9 protein-coding genes are annotated in these 12,716 nt (G+C 56.9%); 3 read left to right on the top strand and 6 right to left on the bottom strand.

Going from position 1 to position 12,716, the window contains the following annotated elements; all coding sequences use genetic code 11:
* Positions 1–60: 60 nt before the first annotated feature.
* On the bottom strand, positions 61–2,424 hold the full coding sequence (gene lptD, locus C9I92_RS22410; protein WP_047883686.1) for an LPS assembly protein LptD: 2,364 nt from the start codon (positions 2,422–2,424) through the stop codon (positions 61–63).
* A gap of 179 nt (positions 2,425–2,603) precedes the next feature.
* Here lptD and djlA point away from each other — a divergent pair, with 179 nt between their 5' ends.
* Positions 2,604–3,446, top strand: coding sequence for a co-chaperone DjlA (gene djlA, locus C9I92_RS22405; RefSeq protein ID WP_047883687.1), 843 nt, complete (start codon positions 2,604–2,606; stop codon positions 3,444–3,446).
* Between the two features lie 270 nt (positions 3,447–3,716).
* Here djlA and C9I92_RS22400 read toward each other — a convergent pair whose 3' ends face one another.
* Entirely contained in the window at positions 3,717–4,670 is a 954-nt protein-coding gene (locus C9I92_RS22400; protein WP_047883688.1) for a D-2-hydroxyacid dehydrogenase, read from the bottom strand.
* A 138-nt stretch (positions 4,671–4,808) separates the two neighbouring features.
* Positions 4,809–5,522: a bifunctional tRNA pseudouridine(32) synthase/23S rRNA pseudouridine(746) synthase RluA gene (rluA, locus tag C9I92_RS22395; protein ID WP_047883689.1), complete on the bottom strand. Its 714-nt coding sequence runs from the start codon at positions 5,520–5,522 to the stop codon at positions 4,809–4,811.
* Between the two features lie 10 nt (positions 5,523–5,532).
* Here rluA and C9I92_RS25495 point away from each other — a divergent pair, with 10 nt between their 5' ends.
* A complete protein-coding gene (locus C9I92_RS25495; RefSeq protein WP_157038301.1) occupies positions 5,533–5,676 on the top strand; it encodes a hypothetical protein in 144 nt (47 codons plus the stop codon).
* Here the strand turns inward: C9I92_RS25495 and rapA are convergent.
* Positions 5,663–8,581: an RNA polymerase-associated protein RapA gene (rapA, locus tag C9I92_RS22390; RefSeq protein ID WP_047883690.1), complete on the bottom strand. Its 2,919-nt coding sequence runs from the start codon at positions 8,579–8,581 to the stop codon at positions 5,663–5,665. The two genes, C9I92_RS25495 and rapA, sit on opposite strands and share 14 nt — an antisense overlap.
* Before the next feature lie 344 nt (positions 8,582–8,925).
* Between rapA and C9I92_RS22385 the strand changes: the two genes are divergently transcribed.
* The gene (locus C9I92_RS22385) at positions 8,926–10,302 is read left to right on the top strand and encodes a PhoH family protein (RefSeq protein ID WP_047883691.1); all 1,377 of its coding nucleotides are present in this window, start codon (positions 8,926–8,928) and stop codon (positions 10,300–10,302) included.
* Between the two features lie 123 nt (positions 10,303–10,425).
* Here C9I92_RS22385 and thiQ read toward each other — a convergent pair whose 3' ends face one another.
* Both thiQ and thiP read right to left on the bottom strand, forming a co-directional pair.
* Positions 10,426–11,145: a thiamine ABC transporter ATP-binding protein gene (gene thiQ, locus C9I92_RS22380; RefSeq protein WP_084712447.1), complete on the bottom strand. Its 720-nt coding sequence runs from the start codon at positions 11,143–11,145 to the stop codon at positions 10,426–10,428.
* A complete protein-coding gene (gene thiP / locus C9I92_RS22375) occupies positions 11,139–12,710 on the bottom strand; it encodes a thiamine/thiamine pyrophosphate ABC transporter permease ThiP (RefSeq protein ID WP_211263817.1) in 1,572 nt (523 codons plus the stop codon). Before thiP ends, thiQ begins: the two co-directional genes overlap by 7 nt.
* Between the last annotated feature and the right edge of the window lie 6 nt (positions 12,711–12,716).

Here is a 12,716-nt window from a genome sequence, read left to right as displayed (position 1 = left end):
CATGTTGCGCCGGGGCGCGTTGTCTGGGCACCGGAAAGCGGGCTTTCCGGTGCTGGTCTCTTAATTATTCAGATAGAAAGGGCGGCCATAGCTGATGGCGTTGCTGTTACCAACAGAGCCCAGCGCCGGCGCACCGGCCAAGCCGATCAGGCTGAACGAAATACTGAAGTTCTGCTCGTATTCCGCGGCATCGCGGGTCACGTCAGCACGGGTTTTCAGGTACTCGTTGTAACCCAGGCTGATCATCCAGCAGGCGGTGCGGAAGTTCAGGCTGATCTGGCCTTCCAGCATCTGGTTTTCGTTCAGGTCGTGGTAGTAGTCACCGCGCAGCGTCACGCCATCATAAATCGGGAACCCGGTGGAGAAGCCCAGCTGGGAGATACCGTCTTTGGTGTAGCGGTTCAGCTGATCTTCATCCAGGATGTTATCCAGCAGGTACTCTTTCGAGATGAAGCGGTAGTTCAGCTGGCTGAAGACCGCGCCTTCACGGTATTCGATTGCCCCGTTGGCAAACTGAAGATCTTTCTTGCTGGCATCGTATTGCAGGCCACCGTGGAAGAACAGCCAGTCGTCATAGTTGAAATCGGACTCCAACGCGGTGGCGGAGTAGTTCGGTGATGACTCATTGCTGCTCTGCAGGTTCCGGCCGGCATTGTTGAGGTAGAAGATCTGGCCGACGGAAATGTTGAAGCGCTCGACGTAGTCGCTGTCAAAGAAGCGGGAACTCGCCCCCACCGTGAACTGGTTCGCGGCAGCAATACGGTCCACGCTCGAGTAGCGCTTGTCACGGAACAGGCCGTAGAAGTCGGTCTGCATCAGGGTGGTGTCATACGCATCGTAGATGCCGGACTGATCCACGTCCTTCACATACAGGTACTGTACCTGCGGCTCCAGGCTCTGGGTGTAGCCATCGCCCCAGAAGCTGGTATCGCGCTCCAGATACAAGCCGGAGTGCAGACGGATACTCGGGATGGTGCGGGACACACTTTCTTCCAGCTCCAGCCCTTTATCAATCAGTTCCTGGCTGCTCGGGTCGAATTCCTGATTGTAATAGGTGTACATCAGTTTGGCTTCTGAGGTCACCGACCACCACGGCGTGGCGTACGGCAGGGTCAGCGTCGGTTCGAGGTGAACCCGATCTGCCGTTGGCTTATCCGGGTCATCGTTGTCGAAGCGGCTGATATGGCCGTTGAGGTGGAAGTCCAGACCGTATGGCATATCTGTCTGGTAGTAGTTAGCTTCCAGTTGTGGCATCAGCTTGTAGTTCGATGACACGCCAAGCGTCAACGGCTGGAAGTTACGCACCCGCAGGGTGGAATCCCAGTTGTAGTCGCGGTACGACACTTCACCCGTCTGCAGCAGGTTGTTGTCTTCACGTTTACCGATACTGGAATCGATATCCGAGAAATAAGTCGGGTCGCTGACCTTGCTGTAGTCCACCTTAAACAGCCAGTGGGCGTTGTACATGCCGGTATGCGACCAGTTAAAGGCCCAGCGGTGATCGTTATCCTGAGCGTCTTTATCGTCGCCAAGGTATTCCCCGCTCAGGCTGCCGGAGCCCAGTTCTGTCAGGTAACGGAACTTGGAATTGAGCTGCAGGCCACGGTTCATCATGTACTTCGGCGTGATCGTCATGTCGTAGTTGGGCGCGATGTTCCAGTAGAACGGCGTCTCAACCTCGAAACCGTCCCGTGAGCCGTAGCTGACCGACGGATAAAGGAAACCGGTCAGACGCTCTTTGCCGACAGGCACACGTAGGTACGGCAGGTAGAACACCGGAATTTCGGCGACTTCAAAACGGGCGTTGTACAAATCGGCAAACGGCGAGTCATTTTCGTGCTCGATACTGGTCGCGGAGAACTGCCAACTTTTGTCGCCCGGCGGACAGGTGGTGTAAGTGCCGTTTTTAAGACGGTAGTAGGAAATGCCGTTTTTGGTGACACGCTCGGCCTCACCGCGACCGGCTTCGCAGGTCATGTTGTAGACCGCGTTGTCCATCTGGGAGTCTTCGGTATCAAGGTTGCTCTCGATCCGATCGGAATATACTTCGATGGCACCGTCGTGGAAGTAGACGTTACCCTCGGCGATGACTTTGTTTTCAGGCTGGTGCAGCGTCGCGACGTCGGCGGCGACGGTTCGGTTGCCCTGGCGCACGACCACATCACCGGAGTAGGTGACACTGGCTTCGTTGACCGCCTCGGCCCGATCGGCCGTGACGCGGATCGGTTCGTTATTCGGGTCTGCCGGTCGTTGGCTCGGGTCCAGACAAACGCCACGTACCATCGCCAGCTCATCGTTTTCATCACTGACCGCAGATTTGTCGTTGGTGTCGGAATGAGTCGCTGGGTCGGCATACGTCATCGACGGGCCGAAGAGTGCCAGGCTGATCAGAGTCGCCAATAAGCTGCGGGAGTTGGATGACATCTAACTAAACGTTCCTGTAATTAAAAGTTTTTAGCGCATTGATGATTACTGGCCGGGTTTGGGCAAGCATTCCCGGTAAATGCCAGCTATGATAATGCAAATTCTACCCGACAGCATCTTTTGGCGTTATTGTATCGGGTCAAGTATAAAAAATTTAGCAAATTACCAGAGAGTAGCGAATGCAGGTTTGGGGCAAAATCTTAGGGGCATTTTTTGGTTTCCTCCTTGGTGGGCCGTTTGGTCTGTTGTTAGGTCTTTTTTTAGGCCATAAGTTCGATAAAGCTCGCGCAAATGTTTATTACGGCAGCGGTTTTGGTGGTTTCGGTGCCGGTCAGGGCAGCAATACCCAACGTCAGGCCGCGTTCTTCCATGCCGCGTTTGCGGTTATGGGCCATGTGGCCAAAGCCAAAGGCCGGGTCACAGAAGATGAAATCCGGGTAGCCAGCCTGCTGATGGACCGCATGGGACTGCATGGCGAGTCCCGCCGTCAGGCTCAGGATGCCTTCCGCGAAGGGAAATCCGAAGACTTCCCGCTGGAAGACATCCTGATGCGGGTACGCCAGGGCAGTGGTGGCCGCGCTGATCTGCTGCAGTTTTTCCTGGAGTTACAAATTCAGGCCGCGTTTGCGGACGGTAACCTGCATCCGAGCGAGCGTCAGTTGCTGCATACTATCGCCCGTCTGCTGGGGTTCTCGCCGCAGCAGTTGGAACAACGTCTGCACATGCAAGAAGCGGCGTTCCGCTTTCAGCAGGGGCAATACCAGCATCAGTATCAGCAGGGCGGTTTCCGGCAGGCACCCAGCCGCGATCAGCTGGCAGATGCTTACGAGCTGCTCGGTGTCAAAGACACGGCCACATCGCAGGAGCTTAAACGCGCTTACCGTAAACTGATGAATGAACATCACCCGGATAAGCTGGCTGCCAAGGGGCTGCCGCCTGAGATGATGGAACTGGCCAAGCAAAAGACGCAGGAACTGCAGGCGGCATACGATTTGATCCGCAAGGTCAAAGGCTTTAAATAGTCGCCATCTCTGTCTGAGCAGGACTTACTGCAATGGTAAGTACCTGCTCACCTTTCCCTGCTGTTCCTGCAGTGCTGCGTGTGCGTTTCGCCGTTGTTCGGCCTGATTTCCTTTCCTTTATTCTGATTCGTTTCCCGCTGTGATTACTTGTCCGTTCTGGCCGTTGCGCTGGATGTCCTTTACGTTTGGTGCCGCTGATTAAGGTGCCCGACACTCCCGAGGCGAAATGCTTCTGACGCGATAGGCCTCTTGATCATGTGGGCGCCTGAATTACACCTGATTCTGTGGCCGACCTTCAACAAAGGCCGTGATGTTGTCGATCAGCTGGTTCGCCAGCGTCTGAATCGCACTGTCGGATCCCCAGGCAACATGCGGGGTCAGAATCAGATTTGGTAAGTGGCTGCTTACTACTAGTGGGTTATCAGCCGGAGCTGGTTCCTGTGTGAAGACATCGATACCGGCACCGGCCAGTTTCCCGTCCTGCAGCGCCTCAACCAGCGCCTGCTCGTCAACCAGTCCACCTCGTCCGGTATTGATCAGCAGGGCACTGGGCTTCATCTGTGTCAGTTCCGGCTGGCCGATCAGGTTGCGGGTGTGATCGCTCAGCGGGCAGTGCAGGGTAATGACATCGGCTTGTGCCAGTACGTCGTGAAAAGGGGTGTAGCCGGGACGGCACTGCGCGGCACCTTTGTGCTCGGCAAACAGCACTTTCATGCCCAGACTTTTCGCCAGCCCGGCCACCGTTTTACCCAGGCTGCCGGCACCAATCACGCCCAGCGTGGCACCCCGGATATCGCCGATGGGATGGGTAAAAAAGCAGAATTGTCCCTTTTCCTGCCAGACGCCGTTCTGGACATCACGGTGGTAGCCCAGCAGGTTTCGGCGTAGGGCAAACATCAGGGCAATAACATGTTCAGGGACGGAATCGGTGGCATAGTCGCGGATATTGCTGACTACGATGCCATGCTCGCGGCAGTAGTCGAGATCGACGTTGTTGGTTCCGGTCGCTGCGATTGCAATCATTTTCAGTTGCGGCAGCTGGCGCAGGATATCGGCACTGAGGACGACTTTGTTGGTGATGGCGATGGTGGCGTCTTGCAGCCGGTGCACCACCTGCTCGGGGGCTGTGGCTGGAAAAGCCTGCCACAGATGGGTAAAAACGGGTTGTGGCAAATGAATGTGGGCAGGAATCGTATCCCTGTCGAGAAAGACTATGGTTTCCATACGTTCGGCTTTTTCCAATGAGGTTAGTGTCTGCTAGTTAACACTAACCTCCCCGTCAGGCTCAAGTCCTGTGTGCCGAAATCAGATCTCAGACGGTTAGATACCCGACGCCAGATATCAGACGTCAGATATCAAACGTCAGATATCAAACGATAGCGGCGCAAGGGTGCGCTGCGGTGCGTCCGGGTAGAAATCACATGGCGCGAACAGGTGCATCGGCTCGCCGCTGCGCGGATGGAAAAAGTTCAGCTCGGCTGCGTGGAGCTGCAGGCGGTTGGCCATGGCCTGGGCTTCTTCCTCGGCATAAAAACGGTCGCCCAGTATCGGGTGGCCGATAGCCAGCAGGTGAACCCGCAGCTGGTGTGAGCGACCGGTTATCGGACGCAGGCGTACCAGTGAACTGTTATTGCTGCGCTGGAGCACCTGATAATGGGTGACTGACGGCTTGCCGTCCTCAAAACAGACCTTCTGCTTCGGGCGGTTTGGCCAGTCACAAATCAGCGGCAGATCAATGGTGCCTTCGTCCTGGGCAATTTCTCCCCAGGTACGGGCGTAGTAGACCTTCTCGGTCTGACGCTCGCGGAACTGGGCTTTGAGCTGACGTTCGCTGTGCTTGTTCAGTGCCAGTACAATCAGGCCGGAGGTGGCCATGTCGAGCCGGTGAATAATATGCGAGTCCGGATAATCCGCCAGCACCCGGGCATAAATGCTGTCGTGAAAGGCCGGATCTCGTCCCGGATTGGACAGCAGGCCAGACGGCTTGTTGACCGCAATAATGTCGTCATCGAGGTAGAGAATATCCAGCCACGGATCTTTAGGCGGATTGTAATCAAGCTCTGGCAGTTTGCTCATCGGAAACCTGGTGTTATGGTCAATCGGGATGGAGAAGGGCGGCGATGATAGCACACTTGATGAGTGCGCCCAATGGTTGTCGAGCGGAGACAAAAAAGCCGCCGGGGTCACCGGCGGCCTGGGAACGAAATCGGCTGAGATTAGCCGTGGCTGACCACGATCAGGCGCAGCGAGTCCAGCTGTACCTGAGCCTTGGCAATGTAGCCGGTCAGATCGTTGATCTGGCTGTCAATCTGGTCCAGCTCGTCGTCACGGATGTTCGGGTTGACAGCTTTCAGGGCCTGCAGACGATCCAGTTCGCTGCGCAGACGGGTTTCCATGTCGGTCTGGGCATCACGGCGGATGGTTTCCAGCTCCTGCACCACGGCTTTCTCTGCAAATTCGATCAGGGTGTGGATCTCTTTTTGCACTGAATTCACCAGCTTGCTGCCCAAATGACGGTTGACCGGGCTCAGCTGACGGTTAAAGCCTTCAAACGCCACGTTGGCGGCCAGGTTGTTGCCCTTGGCATCCAGCAGGATACGGATCGGAGTTTGTGGCAGGAAGCGGCCGATACCGGACTGTTTCGGTGCCTGTGCATCCACCACGTAGACCAGTTCCAGCAGCAGGGTACCGGCCGGCAGGGCTTTGTTCTTCAGCAGCGAGACGGCGGTGGTGCCGACACCTTCAGACAGCAGCAGGTCGATACCGCCCTGAATCATCGGGTGCTCCCAGCTGATGAAGTGCATGTCTTCACGTGCCAGAGCCGTGTCACGGTCAAACGTGATGGTGCAACCGTCGTACGGCAGGCCCGGGTAGCTCGCCACCATCATGTGTTCTGATGGGGTGACCACGATGGCATTTTCGCCCTTGTCTTCCTGATTCAGGCCGATGGTGTCGAACAGGCCAAGCGCGAAAGTCACCAGATTGGTGTCGCCGTCTTTGGCAGCAATTTCGTCAACCAGCGCATGGGCTTTGTCGCCGCCGTTCGAGTGGATTTCCAGCAGGCGGTCGCGGCCTTGCTCCAGCTTGGCTTTCAGGGTCTGGTGCATGGTGGCGCTCTTTTCAATCAGCGCTTCCAGGGCTTCGCCATCCGGCTTGTCGCTGGCCAGCAGGGTGATCAGATCGTTGCTGAAGGCATCGTAGATCGCCCGGCCGGTCGGACAGGTTTCTTCAAAGGCATTCAGGCCTTCGTTGTACCAGCGTGCCAGCAGTGCCTGCGAGGTGCCCTGCAGGTGCGGGATATGAATCTCGATATCGCGTTTTTGCCCGATACGGTCAAGACGACCGATACGCTGCTCCAGCAGATCCGGGTTGCCCGGAAGGTCGAACATCACCAGTTGGTTGGCAAACTGGAAGTTACGGCCTTCCGAGCCGATTTCTGAACACAGCAGAACCTGAGCCCCGTCTTCTTCCTGAGCAAAGTAGGCGGCGGCTTTGTCACGCTCAATGATCGACATGCCTTCGTGGAACACGGTGGCACGGATGCCTTCCCGCTCACGCAGCGCCTGCTCCAGTGTCAGTGCCGTCTGGGCGCGGGAGCAGATCACCAGGACTTTCTCCTGACGGTTCGCTTTAAGCATGTCCAGCAGCCAATTCACCCGTGGGTCAAACTGCCACCAGGTCGCCGAATCGCCTTCGAACTCCTGATAGATATCTTCCGGGTACAGCAGCTTGGCGACCTTCTGCTCGTCGGTCATGGCACCGCCCATCATGCTGGCTACGCGCATTGCCGTCTGGTACTGGGTCGGCAGCGCAAGCGGGTACATGTTCAGGTGACGCTGCGGGAAGCCTTTGATGGCGGCACGGGTGTTACGGAACAGAACCCGGCCGGTGCCGTGACGGTCCATCAGGTTGTCGATCAGCTCGCGGCGGGCCACGTTCTGTTGCTCGGCATCAATATCACCGGCTTCCAGAATGCGCAGCATCGGCTCGATATCCTGTTCCGGCAGCAGCTCGACCAAGGCATTTTTGGCGTCATTGTCCAGTTTCTCACCCGACAGCAGGCGCGAGACTGCGTCCGCCACCGGGGCGTACTGGCGCTCTTCTTCCACGAAAGATTCATAATCGTAGAAGCGATCCGGATCCAGCAGGCGCAGACGGGCAAAGTGGCTTTCGTGACCCAGTTGCTCCGGGGTCGCGGTCAGCAGCAGTACCCCAGGGGTATTGTCGGCCAGCGCTTCAACCACTTGGTACTGGCGGCTTGGCTTGTCTTCGCTCCACTCCAGGTGGTGCGCTTCATCGACTACCATCAGATCCCAGCTGGCGTCCAGCGCCTGCTCGAAACGGCGACGGCTTTTGCGCAGAAAATCCAGAGAACAAAGAACCAGCTGTGCCGTATCAAAAGGGTTAGCCGAATCGGCAAAGGCTTCGACACAGCGCTCTTCGTCAAAAATGGAAAAATGCAGGTTGAACCGGCGCATCATCTCGACCAGCCACTGGTGCTGCAGGGTTTCCGGTACCAGAATCAGGACACGCTCGGCACGGCCAGACAGCACTTGCTGGTGGATGATCATCCCGGCTTCAATGGTTTTACCCAGACCTACTTCATCGGCCAGCAAGACACGCGGCGCGTAACGGCGGCCGACTTCATGGGCAATGTACAGCTGATGCGGGATCAGACCGGCACGCATGCCGCACAGGCCACGCAAAGGGCTCTTGTGCTGTTCGTACTGGTTTTTCAGGGCGCGGTAACGCAGGGCAAAACGGTCCATACGGTCAATCTGACCGGCAAACAGTTTATCCTGCGGTTTGTTAAAACGGATCTGGTGGCTGAGGAGGAGCTCACGCAGCTGGACGTTTTCTTCGCCGGTATCGGTGCGCGTACCCACGTAGGTGAAGACTCCCTGGTCTTCCTCTACCTGCGTTACATTAAGGGACCAGCCCTCATGGCTTTCTACCACATCACCGACATTGAACATTACGCGGGTCACTGGGGCGTCACTGCGGGCGTAGAGGCGGTTCTCTTCGCTGGCCGAGAACATCAGGGTGACCGTTCTTGCATCCAGGGCAACAACGGTTCCCAAACCCAAATCACTTTCAGTATCACTGATCCAACGTTGACCCAAAGCAAATGGCATAGTGGTTAAAACCTTCTAATTATTTGAAATTAAGGAGAATGCGAAGCCGATGCCTCAGCATTTATAGACTACACTCAAAGATATAATAACCATGAAGTGACACGCCGGCTGTCGAACGCGGCCAATCGGTATATAAGTGTAGCCAGAATCTGCACCGGTAAAAAAGGCGAGTAATGTTACTGCAAGCCGTGAGCAAGGTCACGGTCAAAGTTCGAAGAAAAGAGGATAAGGAGGCTGTCACATTTATTTCATTATCTCCGGTCTTTAATAGTGTCAGAGGCTGTTTGGCTGAGACTGACGCAATGCGGCATCACTGCCGCCGATTTGTTACCAAGGAGGTACTTATGGATGAAGTTGAAAGGAAAGTCTTTGTACTTGATACCAATATTCTGCTTCATGAACCCCTCGCCATCTATTCATTCAAAGAACACGATGTCGTCATTCCGATGACAGTGCTGGAAGAACTGGATCGGATCAAAGATACCAAACGTGATGTGTCCCGTGACGCCCGAGTCGCCATCCGGGCGCTGGAAGACATTTTCCACGATGCCACCCCCGAACAAATCGCCGAGGGGATCCCGATCAGCCGCCATGGCGAGTCGTTGGGCAAAATCGCTATCTTCGCCGACTATGAAGTCACGGAAACGGTGCATGCCTTTGCCGACAAGGCCGGTGACAACCGGATTCTCAACGGGGTGCTGTTCCTGCAATCCCACTACGCGCCACGGGAAGTGGTACTGATCACCAAAGACATCAACATGCGGCTGCGGGCCAAAGGTGCCGGGGTTTATTTCGTCGACGACTACCGCTCAGACCAACTGATTGATGATGTGCGGATGCTGACCAAAGGGTTCTATGAGTTCCCCGGCAGCTTCTGGGAGCGAGTGGGCGAGTGCTACTCGGAAAAAAGCGGCCGCTCGACGCTGCATACCTTACCTGCCGAGTTGTTTGAAGCGCCATTTATCAATCAGTATCTGCTGGACAAGGACAGCGACTTTGCGGGACGGGTACAGGAAATTGAAGACGGCAGCGTGACCCTCAAAGACATTGGCCGTGAGCGCTTGATGCACCGTCAGGCGTGGGGGATCCATCCGAAAAACATCTACCAGGGCATGGCGCTCGATGCACTGATGGATCCGAGTATTGATCTGGTGATCCTGACTGGCCCGGCGGGCTGCGGGAAAACCATTCTGGCGCTAGCTTCTGCGCTGGAGCAGGTCATTGAAAAAGGGATGTACGACAAAATCATCGTCACCCGCAACACGCCGGAGATCGCCGAATCGATAGGTTATCTGCCGGGTACCGAAGAAGAAAAAATGCTGCCTTGGCTGGCGGCGGTCACCGATACCATGGAAGCGTTGCATAAAAACGACGTCTGTACCGATGGGTCGATGAAATACATCTACGACAAAGCCAACATCCAGTTTAAATCGATTAACTTCATGCGGGGACGCTCTATCCAGAATGCATTTGTGCTGCTGGATGAGTGCCAGAACCTTTCCGCCTCACAAATCAAGACCATCATTACCCGTTGTGGGGAAGGAACCAAGTTGGTGTGCTCGGGCAACCTGGCACAGATTGACTCCAGTTACCTGTCGCCCGTGACCTCAGGGCTGACGTATATCGTTGAACGATTCAAGAATTTTGAGGGCAGTGCCAACATTTATCTGAATGGCGTTGTCCGTAGCCGCCTGGCTGAATTTGCTGAGGAAAACCTCTGAGCCGGTGGCAGGGGCTGGCTGCCTGACAGCGAAGGATGAACCGGTTATGAGCGAATATCACAGAGAAAACCGGTTCTCCTGTCAGCCGGATCTTACTGGCCGCAACCAGCATCACAGCATGGGCTAAACGCCCAGATACTGCTTCAGTTTTTTATCTTCCGGCCTGCCCAGCACTTGTTGGGCAGGCCCAAACACCCGCACTTCCCCCTGTTCGATAAAGGCACATTTATCCGCGATTTTCAGTGCGTCCTCCGGACTGTGCGTGACCATCAGTACGGTGGTGAGCTGCTCGCGTGCCAGTTTCTGGACCAGCTGGAGCATGTCGTTGCGCAGTGCCGGGTCGAGGGCGGAGAAAGGCTCATCCAACAGCAGCAGCGGCCGTTGGCGGATCAGGCAGCGTGCCAGCGCAACCCGCTGGCGCTGGCCACCGGACAGCTGTTCCGGCAGGCGATCGAGATAGCTCTGTAACCCGACCCGGGCCGCCGCGATCACGACCTGCTCTTTTTCCTCTCGGCTGAGCTGAAGGCCGGGATGCAGGCCAAGACCGATATTTTCAAAGACCGTCAGATGCGGGAACAGGTTGTGCTCCTGAAACAGGATCGACAACGGACGCCGGGCTGGAGGGACGCCGATAACCGGTTGGCCGTCGATGGTCAGGCTGCCGCTGTCCGGTTCAAGAAAACCGGCAACCATCGCCAGCAGGGTACTTTTGCCAGCCCCGCTCGGACCGAGCAGGGCGACGATATCTCCCTTGTCAGCCTGCAAGTCAAAGCACAGTTGGGTCGTGCGATCGCGGTGCATCGGGTCAGTGTAAGCGTGGCTCAGTTGGGTCAGGGTCAGCATGAAGGTGTCCGAATCAGCAGTTTTTCAACCAGCGTAAAGAGCCCGAGGCTCAGGAGTAACAGGATCAGGGCTGCTACCGCAGCAGCATCCATCTGGTAGCTGCCCAGCAGGTGCAGCAAATAGAGAGGCAGGGTCTGGAAATCCTGACTGCCGAACAGGGCGATGGCGCTCAGATCACCGAGCGACAGGACAAAGCCGATTGCCATTGCCTGCGACAACGGTTTTTTCAGCGCGCGCCATTCGACCAACTGCAGACGGCGCAGGCCGTGCATGCCTAGGCTGTGGCACAGCGGATCATACTGCAGGGCGACATGAAGCATCGGCTGGCTCAGGGTTTTCAGCACATACGGTAGCGCCATCAGGGCGTTGACCGCAACCACCACCCAGAATGCCGCCCCGAAGGCATCGGTAAACTGGCGCAGCAGCAGGAACAGGCCGGTGCTGATCACCAGCCCCGGGGTAACCAAGATCACGGTGCCGATCAGCTCTAGGCCATCCGCCCGCCATCGGGCGCGATGCAATCGCCATTGGCGGCTGGTCAGCAGAATGGCGATCCCGCCAAGCAGGGCCAGCAGGCAAGAGCCAAGGGCGATTTGCAGCGAGTGGCTGATCGCCTGCCACAGTGAGGGATCCTGGAGCAACGTCAGGGTTTGCGGGTTCAGCCCGGCACTGATCACCGCCAGCAGCGGTGGCAGTACCAGCAGCAACACCAGGCTGAGCCAGAACCAGTCCCAGACCTTGCTGGCCAGGCTGTCGAACTCATCTGGACGCGGTTTTCCGGTGGACTGGCTGGAGGTCGCCAGCGGCTTGGCCAGACGCTGGGTTAGCAGCACCAGGCTGCAGCACAGCAGCATTTGCCACAGTGCCAGCAGGGCTCCGCCAGCCAGATCGAAGTCATAACGCAGCGCCTGATAGATCGCCAGCTCAATGGTTGTGGCCTTGGGGCCGCCACCCAGTGCCATGATGACCGCAAAACTGGTAAAGCACAGCATAAAGACCAGCCCGGCAGCATGGGGGAGCTGCTGGCGCAAACGCGGCCAGGCAACGAAACGGAAACTCTGCCAGCTCGACAGGCCAAGGTGGCTGGCCAGCTGATGCTGTTCATAGGGAATGCCTTCCAGACACTGGTGCAGCAGGCGGGTGGCCAGCGGTAGGTTGAGGAAGACGTGGGCCAGCAGGATGCCCTGCAAACCATAAATGGAGAACGGCTTGTCACCGGTCAGCGACACCAGCCACTGGGTGAGCAGGCCGTTGTTGCCGTAAATCGCCAGCAGGCCAAAGACCGCCACCAATACCGGCAACACCAGCGTCATGGCAAATAGCCTGAGCAGCATAGCCTTGCCGGGAAAACGGCGACGGGACAGGGCGTAGGCGACCGGAATGGCCGGCAGCACGCTGAACAGGGTCGACAGGAACGCCTGCCAAAAGGAGAAGCGGGTGACATGGCGCAGATACGGATCCTGCCACAGGCTGGTGAATTGCAGGTCGCTGGCCTGGCTGATCAGGGCGCCCAGCGCGCCCAGTACTAACAGGCTGATCAACCCGGCCGTGATCAGGCCGGGCATTGGGGT

This window comes from Photobacterium ganghwense, assembly GCF_003025595.1.
Taxonomy (GTDB): domain Bacteria; phylum Pseudomonadota; class Gammaproteobacteria; order Enterobacterales; family Vibrionaceae; genus Photobacterium; species Photobacterium ganghwense.
The sequence above is the reverse complement of the archived record's forward strand: the minus strand, read 5'-3'. Positions and strand labels throughout refer to the sequence as shown.

Excerpts from the sequence above, each read along its gene's own strand:
- lptD (WP_047883686.1), bottom strand. The coding sequence starts at position 2,424 with ATGTCATCCAACTCCCGCAGCTTATTGGCGACTCTGATCAGCCTGGCA.
- djlA (WP_047883687.1), top strand. The coding sequence starts at position 2,604 with ATGCAGGTTTGGGGCAAAATCTTAGGGGCATTTTTTGGTTTCCTCCTT.
- C9I92_RS22400 (WP_047883688.1), bottom strand. The coding sequence starts at position 4,670 with ATGGAAACCATAGTCTTTCTCGACAGGGATACGATTCCTGCCCACATT.
- rluA (WP_047883689.1), bottom strand. The coding sequence starts at position 5,522 with ATGAGCAAACTGCCAGAGCTTGATTACAATCCGCCTAAAGATCCGTGG.
- rapA (WP_047883690.1), bottom strand. The coding sequence starts at position 8,581 with ATGCCATTTGCTTTGGGTCAACGTTGGATCAGTGATACTGAAAGTGAT.
- C9I92_RS22385 (WP_047883691.1), top strand. The coding sequence starts at position 8,926 with ATGGATGAAGTTGAAAGGAAAGTCTTTGTACTTGATACCAATATTCTG.
- thiQ (WP_084712447.1), bottom strand. The coding sequence starts at position 11,145 with ATGCTGACCCTGACCCAACTGAGCCACGCTTACACTGACCCGATGCAC.
- thiP (WP_211263817.1), bottom strand. The coding sequence starts at position 12,710 with ATGCCCGGCCTGATCACGGCCGGGTTGATCAGCCTGTTAGTACTGGGC.